The sequence below is a fragment of the Tabrizicola sp. genome (genome assembly GCF_030694085.1).
GTDB lineage: Bacteria > Pseudomonadota > Alphaproteobacteria > Rhodobacterales > Rhodobacteraceae > Tabrizicola.
On the sequence record NZ_JAUXZE010000009.1, the window covers coordinates 221111 to 236096 of the forward strand.

A 14986-nucleotide genomic window follows, 5' to 3' on the forward strand; every position below is an offset into this window, starting at 1 on the left:
GATCACTCGCCGACGAATTCGGTGAACTCGGTGATGCCGATGTTCTCGAACATCTTGCGCACCACGTCGTAATCCGCGTTCGTCACCGAGGCGTTGAACTTGCCGCCGATGTACTTGGCGTTTTCCTCGGTCGAGGTCAGTGCCGCCAGGATCGCCTCGTTGTTGTCGGCAAAGGTCTTGCGCACGGTCTCGACCACCTCGGGCGCGACCTTCGAGGACGCGAGCAGGATGTCGTCGGGCAGCTGTGGTCCCTTCACCAGGACGCGGAACTTCTGGTCAGGGAACTTTCCGGTGATGCTGTCGATGTGGGTCCGGTTCAGGCCGATCCCGGCAATATCGCCCGAGATCAGCGCCTCGACCGCGACGTTGCGGTTCAGGAACACCGGCTCGTAGTCCACGGCATAGGTCAGCCCAGCCTGCGCCAGAAGATCGACCGGCCCCAGGTGTTGCGAGGTCGAGCCAATCTCACCGAACGAAATCTTCTGCCCCTTCAGATCGGCAGGCGACTTGACCGCGCTGTCGTCCAGCACGACGACAGTCGAATAATAGTCCGGCCTGACCCAGGTCACGACCGGCTGGGCATCAAGGCGGGCGTTGAACACCACATACTCCGCCGGCCCGGTCAGCACGAAGTCGACCTGGTCGGCGGCCATCGCCTCGACCGCAACCGTGCGGCCCGAGACCGGGAAGAACTCGACCTTCAGGCCCGAGGCCGCCTCGAACGCGTCCTTGAACGGCCCCATCTCGCGCTGCAAAGCCTCCATCCCGTCGATGTCGGTGACGGCGAAGCGGATCGTGTCCTGGGCAGCGGCCTGGGTGGCCGCGGCAAGGCCGATGGCCAGAAGGCCCGAGGCGAGGAGGTGTTTCATGGCGGGGACGTCCTTGTCAGGTGATGCTGAAAAGGGCGGATAGCACTGCCGAACGACAGCCTTGCGACGGTCAGGTTACAGTCCTGCGACAGAGCGCGCTGCAAGCGAAAGGCCCGGCCGCTGTGCGACCGGGCCTTGTCCCGTAGAGTCCGATGCTGCGATCAGTGGCGGCGGTCGTCTTCGTCCTCGTCGTCGTCCTGCTCGCCCGCAGGCAGGTTGAAGAAACTGTCGGCATCCGAGAAATCGGACGCCGGGCTGTCGTCTTTTTCCTCGTCGCCGAAAACCTCCAGCCCCGAGAGGGACGAGGGCATCCGCGCGTCGGGCGCCATGCCCAGCGACTGCTCGGTCGACACCAGCTTGCGGCGTTCGTCGTCGGACATCACCACGCCGTCAGCCGCCTTCTTGCGCGCGGCGGCCTGAACGGCGGTGTCAAGTTCGGTCTGCTTGCACAGCCCCAGGGCGACGGGGTCGATGGGCTGGATCGAGCCGATGTTCCAGTGCGTCCGCTCACGGATCGACTGGATCGTGGGCTTGGTGGTGCCAACCAGCTTGCCGATGGCGCCGTCCGACAATTCGGGGTGGAATTTCACCAGCCACAGGATCGCGGCCGGACGGTCCTGGCGCTTGGACAGGGGGGTATAGCGCGGGCCACGGCGCTTTTCCTCGCCCACGGCGGCGGCGTTGAACTTCAGCTTCATGCGGTACAGCGGGTCGGCCTGGGCGCGGGTGATCTCGATCGGGTCAAGCTGGTTGTTGGCGACCGGGTCGAAGCCCTTGACCCCGGTTGCCACGTCGCCATCGGCAATCCCCTGGACTTCCAGCTCGTGCATCCCGCAGAAATCGGCGATCTGGGCAAAGCTCAGCGTCGTGTTGTCCACCAGCCAGACGGCAGTGGCCTTGGCCATAAGCGGTTTCGACATCGGATCTCTCCTTTACAAACCTGTCCCGTGCCGGGAAAACGGCTGCGGGCCTGGCCCGCGAGTTCCACGATTTCGGGGAATTCAGGCGCCCATATAGGGCCGAAATGCGCAAAGGGGAAGCGAAAATGCGCCTGTTCCTGTTGGCCATCGCGGCTTTGTGCTGGTCCGGTGCCGCACAGGCGGAAGGCGAACAGGCCGGGGACTTCGACTATTACGTCCTGTCGCTGTCCTGGTCCGCAGCCTGGTGTGCGCTGGAGGGCGATTCCCGCGACGACCCGCAATGCGACGTGGGTCGCGGGTTGACCTTCGTGCTGCATGGTCTTTGGCCGCAGTATGAGGACGGTTGGCCGTCGTTCTGCCGCACGGCCCAGCGCGACCCGACCCGCACCGAGACCGCCGCGATGGCAGACATCATGGGCGGGGCCGGGCTGGCGTTCTACCAGTGGAAGAAGCACGGGCGCTGTTCGGGCCTGTCCGCGCCCGACTATTTCCGCACCGCACGCGCGGCTTATGACCGCGTCGCGGTTCCCGGATTTCTGGAAGACGTCTCCCGCCGCCTTCAGGTCCCGGCGGCAGTCGTCGAGGAGGCGTTTCTGGAAGCAAACCCCGACCTTGCGCGCGACCAGATCACCATCACCTGCAAGGCGGGCCTGATCCAGGAGGCCCGGATCTGCCTGACCCGCGGTCTGGACTTCCGGCGCTGTGGCGACGACGTGATCCGGGACTGCCGGTTGACCGACGCCGTGCTGGAGCCGGTCCGTTAATGTGGCAGGCGGGATCGAAAGAAAATTGCGCGTTCTGAGGGGATTTAAGGAAAAATGGCGGTTGTCCAATATCCGGGTCCCGACGCGGCTGGGGTCCGCACCGGGAAAACAAACGTCTGGATCGAAACCTCCGACCCCGCCTGACCTAAGTTGACCTTACGTCAAGCTCACACCACCGTGAAGTCACGGGCCGGACGAAATGGAGGCGAAAGAGGTAAGGAATTCCTTACGGGTTGACCCGCAGCACGATCTTTCCGACATGACCGCCGGATTCGATCCGCCAATGCGCCGCCGGGGCGTCGGGCAGGTCGTATTCGCTGTCCATCACCACCTTGACCGCACCGCGTTCAATCATCGGCCAGATGTTTTCCTCAACCGCTTTGGCGATCTTTGCCTTGGCGAGGTCCGACTGCGGCCGCAGGGTGGACCCAGTCAGGACCAGCCGCCGCGTCATCAGCTCCGCCAGATTCAGGGTGATCTTGGCCCCTTGCAGGAAGGCGATCTGCACCAGCCGACCGCCGTCGGCGAGCGCCTTGAAGTTCCGCTCGATGTACGGTCCGCCCACCATGTCCAGGATCAGGTTCGCCCCGCCGAAACCCTTCATCTCGGCCACAAAGTCCGTCTCGCGGTAATTGAAGGCCGCTTCGGCCCCAAGATCGCGGCAAACCTGGCACTTTTCATCGCTTCCCGCCGTGGCGAAAACCCGGGCGCCAAGGGCATGCGCAATCTGGATCGCCGTCGTCCCGATCCCGCTGGTGCCGCCGTGGACCAGGAACCGTTCACCCCCGCGCAAGCCACCGCGCATCACCACATTGGACCAGACGGTGAAGCAGGTCTCGGGCAGGCAGGCGGCTTCCTTCAGCGACACACCACTGGGAATCGGCAGGGCATGTGCTTCGGGCGTCGCCACGTATTCGGCGTAGCCGCCACCGGGCAGCAGGGCGCAGACCTGGTCGCCGATCTTCCAGCGCGTCACGCCCGGCCCCACTTCGACCACCGTCCCCGAACATTCCAGCCCCGGCAGGGGCGAGGCCGAGGGTGGTGGCGCATAAGCCCCGGCCCGCTGCAGGGCATCGGGTCTGTTCACCCCGGCATAGGCGACGCGGATGATGATCTGGCCGTGACCCGGAACCGGAACCGGCACCGAGGTCGGTTGCAGCACATCCGGCCCCCCGGGGGACGAAATCTCGATTGCAAGCATGCTGTGCGACAGGGTCATCCTTGGTCCTTTGCTATCGCCGAATCCAGCCGGGCAGGTCTGACGGCAGTCTTGGCGCACGAATGCTTTCCAGAATCTTGCCGGGACCCCGCATCATTGCCTCGCCCAATCGATTTTCCTGCAACCGCTTCGTCAGGCTGCCGAATTGCATCACTTCTTCGATCCGGCGGTCCAGGAATTCCCAGGTATCGTGCTGACCGGGGGAGTCGTCGCCCAGCCAGAACAGCACTGTCGAGGCATAGACCCCCGACAGGGTCGCGCGCTTGCTGTACCAGCTGAAATCCTGCGACTTATCGCCCAGCGCAGTCCAGATCCGGTCCGCCGTCCCCCAGATCGCCCGCGCCCCGTCGGCGGCATGGATCGGCAGGGCGAAAAGGGTGGTGCCCCGACGCGCAAGCTCCTTGTCCGAAAGCTCCAGCCGGGTGCGGACCGCCTTGGCGACCCGGTCCCGGAAAGCCACGTTCTTCAAGTCCAGTTTCGCCAGCTGCGTCGCCATCGCGTCATCGCCGCGCTGGTGGTAGGCCAGCGCAAGGTCCACCCCGCCCCGCGGGAACAGTGCGCGAGCCAAAGCCGGTGCAACGCCGGACTGGGTGATCGCCGCCTTCAAGGTCGCTTCGGACCAGCCGTCGAACGGCACGTGCGAAAGCGCCGCATTCAGCACGCGGGCCTTGATTTCGTCCTCGGGCATGGCGTTCTCCTCTTGGTAGACAAGCCGGTGTCGCTTTGATATAGCGCCCCAGCCTGCACATCATAGTGCAACTCTAGCTTAGGAAGGTGGTGACAACCACATGCAGGTCAGCGTCCGCGACAACAACGTCGAACAGGCTCTCCGTGCTCTGAAGAAAAAACTTCAGCGTGAAGGTGTGTTTCGTGAAATGAAGCTCAAGCAACATTTCGAGAAGCCCTCCGTCAAGAAGGCACGCGAACAAGCCGAAGCCGTGCGCCGTGCAAGGAAACTTGCGCGGAAGAAGCTTCAGCGCGAAGGCGGTCTCTAAGACGTCTCAAGCGACACTGGGGAAGCGATTCCCGCCCGATCAACCCCCGTCCGCGAGGCCGGGGGTTTTTCTTTGCCCGCCTTTGGGCCCTCGGCGACCCCATGGTCTGCCTCCTGAAAAGGCACTGGATAACCTAAGGTTGTGTGGCGACATTGTGGCGAAGCCGTGGTGCAACTTGGGCGGGCATCAACAATCTATTTCCAATTGTTGCCACATTTAACAGTTTTCTGCCGCAATGAGACGGCCTACCGTTCCCACATGATCGAGCTTCGCAAACACCCCCGCCAAGACCGCTCCCGCGCAAAAGTGAACGGGATCCTCGCCGCCGCAGCCGACCTCTGCTCGGGTCGAGGGCTGGATGCTCTGACGACGAACGCCGTCGCAGCGCGGGCCGGGGTCTCGATCGGGTCGCTGTATCAGTACTTCCCCGGCAAACACGCGCTTCTCGCTGCCCTGATCCGGGCCGAGCGGGCAAATCTGCTGGAAGCGGTCGAACGGATCGTCAGCTCGGATGCGGCGCACACCTTGACCCATCTGGTTGACGAGCTGATCGAGGCGACGGTGGCGCATTACCTGGCCCGCCCCTCGCTGTCGCGGACGCTGAACCTGGCCCGCAGCCAGATGCCGCCGGACCCGGAAGCCGCCGAGTTTTCGGCCCGCATCACCGTGCTGATCGCCGCCCGTCTGGACGAACTGAAGATCCAGCGCCCCGAGACGACGGCGCAGGACATCCTGGCCATCCTGCGCGGCATGATCGACGCCGCCAGCGAGGCGCACGAGGCCGACCGTGGCGCGTTGACCGACCGCACCCGCCGCGCGGTCATGGGCTACCTGCAGGGTTATCAGCAGGTCGCAGCCTAGACCGCCAGCGCTGTCGTCTTCACCACGGTTCGCAGCGCAAAGCTGGACTGCATCTGCCGCACACCCGGCAGGCGGCTCAGGAATTGCCGGTGGATGCGGGCGAAGTCCTCGGTATCCTCGGCCATCAGTTTCAGCAGGTAGTCCGCCGTCCCGGCCATCAGGTGACACTCCAACAGGTCGGGCACCTTGGCAACCTCACGCTCGAAGGCATCCAGCAGGTCCTCGGCCTGGCTTTGCAGGGTGATCTCGACGAAGACCGTCGTCATTCGCCCCATGCGCCGCGCGTCCAGCAGGGCGACGTACCCCGCGATGAACCCATCTTCCTCCAGCCGCTGCACCCGGCGGTGACAGGCCGAAGGCGACAGATTCACCGCTTCGCTAAGCTCGGCGTTGGTGATCCGGCCGTTCTTCTGCAACACGGTCAGGATGCGGCGGTCGGTGGCGTCAAGGTCAAGGGGCATGCAAGATTCTTCGGTAAGGTGACGATTACTTCGAAGAAGCTACGCATAATCAGCCTTCCAGCCAACCAGAATTCAAAGCATCGCCACCAAATCGGATCACGATTGCACCCACAGGGACCAGGTCCCACAGGGAGGAAATCATGAAAATCGGATGCCCGAAAGAGATCAAGCCGCAGGAGTTCCGCGTCGGGATGACCCCCGACGCCGTGCGCGAGGCAGTGGCCCACGGCCATGAGGTGATGATCGAAACCAAGGCCGGGATGGGCGCAGGCTTTGCCGACGCCGACTATGTCGCCGCCGGGGCCCGCATCATCGACACCGCAGAGGAGGTCTTTGCCAAGGCCGACATGATCGTCAAGGTCAAGGAACCCCAGTCCGTTGAACGCAAGCGCCTGCGCGAAGGGCAGATCCTGTTCACCTATCTTCACCTTGCGCCCGACCCAGAGCAGACCCAGGACCTTCTCGCAAGCGGAGCCACCTGCATCGCCTATGAGACGGTGACCGACGACCGTGGCGGGTTGCCCCTTCTGGCCCCGATGTCCGAAGTCGCGGGCCGTCTTGCACCCCAGGTCGGGGCCTGGACCCTGCAGAAGGCCAACGGCGGGCGTGGCGTCCTGCTGGGGGGCGTGCCGGGTGTGCTTCCGGCCAAGGTCCTGGTCATCGGCGGCGGAGTCGTCGGGACCCACGCCGCCAAGGTCGCCGCCGGCATGGGTGCGGATGTCACCGTCATCGACCGCTCGGTCAACCGCCTGCGCTATCTGGACGACGTCTTCGGGCGTGAGTTCAAGAACGCCTATGCCTCGGCTGGCAATACCATCGCTCTGGCCCGCGAGGCTGACCTGATCATCGGCGCGGTGCTGATCCCTGGGGCCGCAGCCCCCAAGCTGATCTCGAAGGCCCAGCTCAAGGAGTTGAAGCCGGGCGCTGCGCTTGTCGACGTCGCCATCGACCAGGGTGGCTGCTTCGAGACGTCCCGCGCCACCACCCATCAGGACCCGATCTACGAGGTCGACGGCATCATGCACTACTGCGTCGCCAACATGCCCGGCGCAGTGGCCCGCACCTCGACGCAGGCCCTGGGGAACGCCACGATGCCCTTCATGCTGGCCCTGGCCGACAAGGGCTGGAAGAAGGCTTGCGCCGATGACCGGCACCTCTTGAACGGCCTGAACGTCCATGCCGGCAAGCTGACCTACGCCGCTGTGGGCGTGGCCCTTGGCCTGCCGGTGATCACCGGCGATCAGGCTTTGGCCCTGTAGTAAAACCTTTCCAAGCAACCTCCGGTCTGCGACGCTTCGGTGATGCAGACCGATCCCCTCCACTTCCGCGACGCGATGCTGGACGATGCCGCAGCCATCGCCGACCTGGTGAACTCGGCATACTCGGGACCCGACGCCGCCAGGGGCTGGACGCCCGAGACCCATTTGCACGCCGGGCCGCGCACGACCCTGGCCGAGGTCCGGGGTATTCTGGCAGACCCACACCATCGCATCCTGCTTTGCCACGCGCCGGACCTGGCGGGGTCGGTGCAGATCGACGCTTCGGGCCACCTGGGAATGCTGGCCGTCCATCCGCTGCGCCAAGCCGAAGGGATCGGCCGCGCGCTTCTTGACCATGCCGAGACGCGGGCCGTTTCACTGTGGGGGGTCCCGTCACTGACGCTGACCGCGATCAACCTCCAAACTGCCCTCATCGCCTATTCCGAACGTCGGGGTTTTCGGCGCACGGGGCGGCGCGAAGCCTTTCCACATGACGAACAGCCCGGTGCATTGCGTCAGGACTTCGATCTGATCGAGCTGACCAAACCGATCTGATGCGACGGAAACGCCGCACTGCGGCGTATACGGGGCACCAGACCAAAGGTGCCCCATGACAATTCTCGGCCAGAAACCCTCGACCCTTGCCCTGTGGGTCGTGCTTGCGATCCCCGCCGTCCCCCTGATCGGCCCACTGTTCGGCGACGACGCGCAGTCGTTCCACCGCCTCTTGCACCCCACGGGCGAATGGGCCGCGCGGTTCATGATCATCGGGATGATGGCCTCGGGCCTGATGCTTCTGTTCAAGGGCCGCCAGTGGCCGCGCTGGCTGGTGCACCACCGCCGCGACATAGAGGTTGCGGCCTTTGTCTACGCCGCGCTGCATACCCTGGTCTATGTGATCGACCGCGGCACCCTGGACCGCATCGTCGACGCCCTGCCCCATACCGAGATCTGGACGGGCTGGCTGGCGATGCTGCTTTTCGTGCCCTTGGCAGTCACCTCGAACAACGCCGCGCAGCGCTGGCTGCACACGGGCTGGAAGACCCTGCAACGCTGGGCCTATCCGGCGGCGGTGCTGGTCCTGATCCACTGGGCCGCGCTGCACAACTGGGGCAGCTGGCCACCCGCCGCTGTCCACTTCGGTCCGCTGGTCGCGCTATGGGTCTACCGGCTTTGGTATTGGTACCTGCGCCCGCGCACACCCCTGCCTGCCTGAATGGAAACGGCCCGCAGGATCGCACCTGCGGGCCGTCTGCCGGAACCTTCTTTGGTCTTACTTGGCCTTCAGAGTGGCCAGGATTTCCTTCAAGAGGTCGTTGTCCGACGGACCCGCCGGCGGTGCTGGCTCTTCGACCTTCTTCGGCATCATCCGGTTCACCGCCTTCACGATCAGGAACACCACCCAGGCCACGATCACGAACTTGATGATCGCAGTGATGAAATTGCCGTACATGAACTGCGCTTCGCCAAGGCCGACGCTCAGGCCGCTGAAGTCCACGCCCCCGACAATCAGACCGATCAGCGGGTTGATCAGGTCGTCAACCAGCGAGGTGACGATGGCGGTGAAGGCAGCGCCGATGACCACACCGACGGCAAGGTCAAGCACGCTGCCGCGCGCGATGAAGGCTTTGAATTCGTTAAACATTCCACGGTTCCCTTTTTTGTCCCGCCTTGGTCGGCAGACTTTCTGATTGCTCAGGCTCTCAGGCCCGGCTGGACTATGGCATAGGTGAACTGAAAATTAACGGGGAAATTTGGCAGTTTCACCCACGAGACCGGCGGGGTGTGACTCTGGGGCTGCGGCTTAAACGCCGCGCGGGGCTGCGGCCCGGCGCAGCCGGTCGTTTATCGCGCGGCCCAGACCCGTCTCGGGCACCGGGGCAAAGGCGATGCGCCCCCCCGGACCCGCCAGCCGGTCAGCCTCGCGCAGCATTTGGAACAGCCGCGACGCCGCCTCGACCAGATCGCCGGATTCGGACAGCATCAACGCGCCCTTCACTGGACCGAAGCCGACCAGAACTTCCCCTTGCAGCGCCTCGGGCGCGTTCAGCCGCAGGACCGCCTCGGGCGCGTAATGCGAGGCAAGCTGGCCGGGAGACGTCGGCTTTCCGGCATCGCCGCCTACCGCCAGCGGCTCGCCCAGGGCCGCCTCCAGCACCTCCACCGGCAAACCGCCGGGGCGCAAAAGCAACGGCTCGGGGTCCGCAACAACGATCGTTGACTCCAGTCCCACGGCGCAGGCTCCACCATCCAGGACCGCTGCGATCCGGCCCGTCAGCCCCTCCAGCACATGCGCGGTTTGCGTGGGCGAGACACGTCCCGAGGGGTTGGCGGACGGCGCGGCAAGTGGCCCCCCGAACGCCCGAAGCAGCCGTTGCGCCAGGGGATGCGCCGGGACACGCACGGCCACTGTTTGCAGGCCCGCCGTCACAAGAGGAGAAATCCCCGCCCCCTCGCGCAGCGGCAGAACCAGCGTCAGTGGCCCCGGCCAGAAGGCCTGGGCCAGCATCTGCGCCTTAGGTCCGACGCGCGCGATCTTTTCCACCGCGACAAGATCGGGCAAGTGGACAATCAGCGGGTTGAAACTTGGCCGGCCCTTGGCCTCGTAGATCCGCGCCACGGCCCGGTCGTCCCGCGCATCCCCACCCAGGCCGTAAACGGTCTCGGTCGGGAAAGCGACCAGCTCGCCCGCTGCCAGCAACCGCGCGGCTTCGGCGATCCCGACATCGTCCGGGGCTAGGGTTCGGGTCATGGTGACGCAGCGTCCAGCTTGATGGGCTTGGCGAAAGGGCTAGCCTTGATTTGGGCGTCCATAAGCCAGCCCCCCCGTTTTGCCAAGCTTTGACCGAAAGAGGCCCAGATGCCCTACCGCGCGCCTGTGAAGGACATCCGCTTCATCCTGGACCATGTGGTAGGCTTCGCCGAGGTCGCTGTGACCGACCGCTTCTCTGCCGCGACCCCCGACCTTGCCGAGGCGATCCTGGCCGAGGCCGGGCGCCTGTCGACCGACATCCTTGCGCCGCTGAACCGGATCGGCGACCAACATCCCGCACGGCTGGAGAACGGCGCCGTCGTCTCCTCCCCCGGCTTTGCCGAGGGTTACCGCGCGATTGCCGAGGGTGGCTGGGTCGGCATGGCGGCAAGCCCGGATTATGGCGGCATGGGTTTGCCGATCTCGCTGGCGCTGGGGGTGGACGAGATGATGTCCAGCGCCTGCCTTGCGCTACAGCTGAAGCCACTACTCACCAAGGGCCAGATCGAGGCGCTGGAACATCACGCCTCGGACGAGATGAAGGCACTTTACCTGCCGAAGCTGACCTCGGGTGAATGGTCGGGGACGATGAACCTGACCGAGCCGCACGCGGGGTCCGATGTCGGCGCGCTGCGGACGAAGGCAATGCCGAACGGGGACGGGACCTATGCGATCAGCGGGCAGAAGATCTTCATCACCTGGGGCGACACCGACCTGACGCCCAATGTCTGCCACCTTGTCCTCGCGCGTCTGCCGGACGGGGCGGAGGGGACCAAGGGGATCAGCCTTTTCATGGTTCCGAAGTTCATCCCGGTCGCCGATGGGGGGCTGGGCGACCGCAACAGCCTGCGGGTGGTCAGTCTGGAGCACAAGCTTGGCATCCACGGCAGCCCGACCTGCGTGATGCAGTTCGACGGGGCGACGGGTTGGCTCGTGGGGGCGCCGCACAAGGGGATGGCGGCGATGTTCACGATGATGAACAACGCCCGGCTGTCCGTCGCCGCGCAAGGGGTCGGGATTGCCGAGGCAGCCCTTCAGCACGCGCTGGCCTATGCCGAGGCGCGGCATCAGGGGGCAACGCCGCTGGCGGCAGACGGCCCCATCCTGGAGCACGCCGACGTCCGCCGGATGCTGGCGACAGCAAGGGCCGAGGTCTTTGCCGCCCGCGCAATCTCGCTGGCCTGTGCCAAGGCGATCGACATGGCGACGGCGACCGGCAACCCGGACTGGCAGGCCCGTGCGGCGCTGCTGACCCCCATCGCAAAGGCCTATGCGACCGATGTCGCCTGCGAGGTGGCGGGTATGGGCGTTCAGGTCCACGGCGGCATGGGCTTCGTCGAGGAGACTGGCGCGGCGCAATACCTTCGGGATGCGCGGATCCTGCCGATCTACGAGGGGACGAACGGGATTCAGGCGATGGATCTGGTGGGGCGGAAGCTCTTGGATGGCGGAGAGGCGGCATTCCGGCTGATCGACGAGGTCCAGCGCGGGGCCGAGGCGGGGCGCGCCCACCTGCCCGACCTGGCGGGCGAGGTCTGGCAGGCTGCCGAGGCGCTGCGGGAGGGGACCGAAGCGGTGCTCGCCCTCCCCCTCAACGACCGCTTTGCGGGGGCGGTGCCCTACCTGCGGGCCTTCGCACGGGTCCTGGGCGGGCAGGCGCACCTGAAGGCGGCGCTGGCCGATCCGGGGCGGGAGGCGCTGGCCCGGGTCATGGTCCGGCGGCTGCTGCCCGAACTTGGGGGGCTGCTTGCCCAGGCCAGGGAGGGGGCAGCGGGGCTGTACGAGGTGGGGTCAGAGGACCTTGCCGCCTGAAGTGTCCACGGTGGACAGAACGCGATGCCCTTTTGCAATCAACCACTTGGTCGCGGACGTTAGGGATTTGGAAACTTTTGCCCACGGAGTACTTGTCGGCGACTTCGTCCTTCCTCGCGGCAGCCTGACCGCATGATCGGCAATGTGGAGGACGCATCGCCAGGACGGTTCGTCCGTCACTTCGTCCCTCCTCGCGCGGCCATCCCGACGAGAAGACAAAGTCGCACGAGGAGGCGATCCGGTCAGTCCGCCACGAACCCGGCCGCCTTGTGGCTACCGTCGCAGTAGGGCTTGTTCGCCGAATGGCCGCAGCGGCAAAGCCAGGTCTTCGTCACCTTGTTCACTGTCCGCCCGGTGCCGGACACGATTTCAAGGTTCCCCGTCACCATCAGGGATCCGTTGGGCTGCGGCTGGACGCTGACCGGGCCGTTCCGCACCTCCAGCGCCGCGAATTCCTTCGCCGCCGGTTCCCCGGTCGCCGTGAACCCCGCCGCCACATGCGCCCCGTCACAGAAGGGCTTGTTCTGCGACTGCCCACAGCGGCAAAGCGTGGCGCGGGGCGTGGCCTGCCGCTGCCCACCGATCACCAGTTCAGCCTCGATCGCCAGCGGACCGTTTTCCCGCACCCGGACCGTGTTCAACACCGGCGGTGCATCCGACGTGGCCGACCCATCGGTGTGCGCCACCCGGATCGCGCCCGACGGGCAGGAGAGCGCCACATGCATCACCGCCTCGGCGCTGGCGGCGTCAGGGTGGATCCACGCGCCCGGCACGTTCGGCACGAAGACATCCGGGCGCCCCAGCACGCAGTTGCGGGAATGGACGCAGCGGCCCGCGTCGAAACGGATGGTGACCTCGCGGCCCTGGACAACTTCCTCGGACATGGTTTCCCCCGGTTGCGGTGTCGCAAGGAGAACCGGGAACCCGGACTCCGGCAAGCGAAAATCTAACCGCCGATCCGGCGCAGGACACGGGTCAGGGCCTCGTCCCAGGCGGTCAGCGCGCCGCGTTCGGTCAGGGTTGCGACCAGAAGCTCGGAGATGCCGCCGGGGGTGATGACCTCGCGCTGGATCTCGGGAAGGCTGCGATCCTCGGACAGCAGGACCTCGGCATTGCCACGCAGGGTGGCTGCGACAAGCGCGCGGGCGGTGGCGGGGGCCAGGCCCTGCGCCTCGTACCAGGCGATAGCCTGCGCCATCCAGGCAAAGCTGGCGCCCGACAGGGCACCAAAGGTGGCGGCGGTGGTGAAGCTGGCTTCGTCGGCGAAAGCCTGCACCGGGCCGGTCGCGGCAAGGAAGGATCGCCAGAAACCATCGTCGGGATGCAGGATCGACGGCCCCACCCCCAGCGCATTGGCATAGCCCGGCATCATGCCGACCGCCGCCCGGGCCGGGCCGATCACCGATTGCAGGCGCTGAAGGCCAGTTCCCGCCATCGCCGACAGGACGGGCTGGCCGGGGCGGAAGGTCAGGCGGGCCAGTTCCTCGGCCCCCGTCGCGGCGGGAAGCGACACGAAGACCCCGTCCGACGCGTCAACAACGGCCTGGTTCGACGCCGCGACCTGACAGCCGTGATCCTTGGCCAGCCGGGCCGCGACCTCGGCATTGCGGGGCGAAAGGATCAGCCGATACCCGGCCCCCTGCAGCCCCCGCACCATCAGCGCGGCCAGACCACCGACGCCAAGGATGCCGATGGTGGTCACGGCATCTCCTCCAGCACCTCGGCCATTGCCTTTGCCGTGGTGTCGATGTCGGCTTCGGTGTGGACGATGGACGACAGCGAGTGGAGCGTGGCCGAGGGGTTCATGTAGATGCCCTTGTCCATCAGCCGCAGCGCGAAGTCGCGGAACTTCATCCGGTCGACATGGGTGCAGAAGTCGCGGTAGTCGGCGATCTGATCCTTGTCGGTGAAGAAGATCTGGAACATCGAATTGACGCCCTGCACCACGATCCCGTGCCGGTTCGAGTTGCGGGCGACCTGCCGCACGCTGTCGGCCATCTTCAGCCCCAGGTCCTTGATCTTCGCAAATCCCGACTGATCGTCGGCAAGCATGGTTTCCAGCATGACCTTGGTCACATGCAGCGCCAGCCGCCCGGCGTTATGGGTGCCGAAGTGCAGCACCTTGCCCCATTCCAGGCCCGCCATCACATCCGCCCGCCCGCCGATCATCGCCATCGGCAGGCCGCCGCCCAGCGCCTTGCCGTAGGTGACGATGTCGGGGGTCAGCCCGTAAAGTTCCGCACAGCCCCCCGCTGCCAGACGGAAGCCTGTCACGGTTTCATCCAGATAGAACAGCGCGCCGTGCTTCTGGCACAGCTCTTGCATACGGTTCAGGTAGCCGGGTTTCGGGGGGATGACGCCCATGTTGGACATCACCCCTTCCGTCACCACGCAGGCCGCCTGATCGCCATGCAAGGCCATCGCGCGTTCCAGCGCCTCGACATCGTTCCAGCGCACGACGATGGTATCTTTCCACGCCTCCTCGGGGATGCCCGAGCTGTCAGGGATGCGGATCGGGTCGTTCGGGTGGCCCAGAAGGGTCGGCGGATAGGGGTTGGTGTTGATCAGGACGGAATCCCACCAGCCGTGATAGTGGCCTTCGAACTTGATGATCTTGCGGCGGCCCGTGTGGCCCCGCGCCAGGCGGAAGGCGGCCATCGCGGCCTCGGTTCCCGTGTTGGCGAAGCGAACCTTGTCGACGTGGGGCAGAAGCGCCACCAGCATCTCGGCCACCTCGACCTCGACCTCCAGCGCGGTGGCGAAATGGGTCCCACGCGCGGCCTCGCGGGCGATGGTCTCCACCACCTTCGGGTGGGCGTGACCCAAGGGCAGCGCGCCGAAGGCCATCATCCAGTCGATGTATTCGCGCCCGTCCACGTCATAAAGCCGCGCGCCTGCCCCGTGGCTCATGTACCGCGGGGCGCCGCCAAAGGTTGCCGGGCCGCGCGAGGCAGAGGAGACGCCCTCGACCAGCACCTTCATGCCCCGTTCGAACAGGGATTGCGATTTCGGACCGGCCATGTGGTGCCCCATTGTGATTGCTGCCGTGATTGTTATTATAGGAACATACTGTC

At 65.7% G+C, this 14986-nt stretch carries 17 protein-coding genes; 7 read left to right on the plus strand and 10 right to left on the minus strand.

Going from position 1 to position 14986, the window contains the following annotated elements:
• Positions 1–2 precede the first annotated feature (2 nt).
• Positions 3–869 carry a PhnD/SsuA/transferrin family substrate-binding protein gene (locus tag Q8M85_RS02210; protein ID WP_305539663.1) on the minus strand — a complete coding sequence of 289 codons (867 nt, stop codon included), beginning with the start codon at positions 867–869 and terminating at the stop codon, positions 3–5.
• A 161-nt stretch (positions 870–1030) separates the two neighbouring features.
• Positions 1031–1789, minus strand: coding sequence for a DUF1013 domain-containing protein (locus Q8M85_RS02215; protein ID WP_305539666.1), 759 nt, complete (start codon positions 1787–1789; stop codon positions 1031–1033).
• A gap of 125 nt (positions 1790–1914) precedes the next feature.
• On the opposite strand from Q8M85_RS02215, the gene Q8M85_RS02220 reads away from it, so the two are divergent.
• On the plus strand, positions 1915–2553 hold the full coding sequence (locus tag Q8M85_RS02220) for a ribonuclease T2 (protein ID WP_305539668.1): 639 nt from the start codon (positions 1915–1917) through the stop codon (positions 2551–2553).
• 226 nt (positions 2554–2779) lie between these two features.
• Here Q8M85_RS02220 and Q8M85_RS02225 read toward each other — a convergent pair whose 3' ends face one another.
• On the minus strand, positions 2780–3772 hold the full coding sequence (locus tag Q8M85_RS02225; protein WP_305539670.1) for an NAD(P)H-quinone oxidoreductase: 993 nt from the start codon (positions 3770–3772) through the stop codon (positions 2780–2782).
• Positions 3773–3785: 13 nt separating this feature from the next.
• Positions 3786–4460 carry a COQ9 family protein gene (locus Q8M85_RS02230; protein ID WP_305539672.1) on the minus strand — a complete coding sequence of 225 codons (675 nt, stop codon included), beginning with the start codon at positions 4458–4460 and terminating at the stop codon, positions 3786–3788.
• Positions 4461–4560: 100 nt separating this feature from the next.
• Between Q8M85_RS02230 and rpsU the strand changes: the two genes are divergently transcribed.
• Positions 4561–4767, plus strand: coding sequence for a 30S ribosomal protein S21 (gene rpsU / locus Q8M85_RS02235; protein ID WP_008027119.1), 207 nt, complete (start codon positions 4561–4563; stop codon positions 4765–4767).
• Positions 4768–5073: 306 nt separating this feature from the next.
• Complete coding sequence (locus Q8M85_RS02240; protein ID WP_305539677.1) at positions 5074–5628, plus strand: TetR/AcrR family transcriptional regulator; 555 nt, start codon at positions 5074–5076, stop codon at positions 5626–5628.
• On the opposite strand, the gene Q8M85_RS02245 is transcribed toward Q8M85_RS02240, so the two are convergent.
• Positions 5625–6089 (minus strand): Lrp/AsnC family transcriptional regulator, encoded by a 465-nt coding sequence (locus tag Q8M85_RS02245; protein ID WP_305539679.1) that lies wholly within the window; start codon positions 6087–6089, stop codon positions 5625–5627. The two genes, Q8M85_RS02240 and Q8M85_RS02245, sit on opposite strands and share 4 nt — an antisense overlap.
• Positions 6090–6229: 140 nt before the next feature.
• Here Q8M85_RS02245 and ald point away from each other — a divergent pair, with 140 nt between their 5' ends.
• Genes ald through Q8M85_RS02260 form a run of 3 tightly spaced genes read left to right on the plus strand, consistent with a single transcriptional unit; the run spans position 6230 to position 8564 of the window.
• Entirely contained in the window at positions 6230–7348 is a 1119-nt protein-coding gene (ald, locus tag Q8M85_RS02250; RefSeq protein ID WP_305539682.1) for an alanine dehydrogenase, read from the plus strand.
• A 42-nt stretch (positions 7349–7390) separates the two neighbouring features.
• Positions 7391–7903: a GNAT family N-acetyltransferase gene (locus tag Q8M85_RS02255; RefSeq protein WP_305539684.1), complete on the plus strand. Its 513-nt coding sequence runs from the start codon at positions 7391–7393 to the stop codon at positions 7901–7903.
• A 55-nt stretch (positions 7904–7958) separates the two neighbouring features.
• On the plus strand, positions 7959–8564 hold the full coding sequence (locus Q8M85_RS02260) for a sulfite oxidase heme-binding subunit YedZ (protein ID WP_305539686.1): 606 nt from the start codon (positions 7959–7961) through the stop codon (positions 8562–8564).
• Between the two features lie 57 nt (positions 8565–8621).
• On the opposite strand, the gene mscL is transcribed toward Q8M85_RS02260, so the two are convergent.
• Both mscL and Q8M85_RS02270 read right to left on the minus strand, forming a co-directional pair.
• Entirely contained in the window at positions 8622–8993 is a 372-nt protein-coding gene (gene mscL, locus Q8M85_RS02265; protein ID WP_305539689.1) for a large conductance mechanosensitive channel protein MscL, read from the minus strand.
• A gap of 159 nt (positions 8994–9152) precedes the next feature.
• Positions 9153–10100, minus strand: a complete 948-nt coding sequence (locus Q8M85_RS02270; RefSeq protein ID WP_305539691.1) for an L-threonylcarbamoyladenylate synthase — start codon at positions 10098–10100, stop codon at positions 9153–9155.
• A gap of 108 nt (positions 10101–10208) precedes the next feature.
• Between Q8M85_RS02270 and Q8M85_RS02275 the strand changes: the two genes are divergently transcribed.
• Positions 10209–11912: an acyl-CoA dehydrogenase gene (locus tag Q8M85_RS02275; protein ID WP_305539692.1), complete on the plus strand. Its 1704-nt coding sequence runs from the start codon at positions 10209–10211 to the stop codon at positions 11910–11912.
• A gap of 242 nt (positions 11913–12154) precedes the next feature.
• Here Q8M85_RS02275 and Q8M85_RS02280 read toward each other — a convergent pair whose 3' ends face one another.
• From Q8M85_RS02280 to Q8M85_RS02290, 3 genes are all read right to left on the minus strand, one after another.
• Entirely contained in the window at positions 12155–12796 is a 642-nt protein-coding gene (locus Q8M85_RS02280) for a CDGSH iron-sulfur domain-containing protein (RefSeq protein ID WP_305539694.1), read from the minus strand.
• 62 nt (positions 12797–12858) lie between these two features.
• The gene (locus Q8M85_RS02285) at positions 12859–13614 is read right to left on the minus strand and encodes a pyrroline-5-carboxylate reductase dimerization domain-containing protein (protein WP_305539696.1); all 756 of its coding nucleotides are present in this window, start codon (positions 13612–13614) and stop codon (positions 12859–12861) included.
• A complete protein-coding gene (locus tag Q8M85_RS02290) occupies positions 13611–14933 on the minus strand; it encodes an aspartate aminotransferase family protein (protein ID WP_305539698.1) in 1323 nt (440 codons plus the stop codon). The genes Q8M85_RS02285 and Q8M85_RS02290 overlap by 4 nt, the downstream gene beginning before the upstream one ends.
• Positions 14934–14986: the final 53 nt, after the last annotated feature.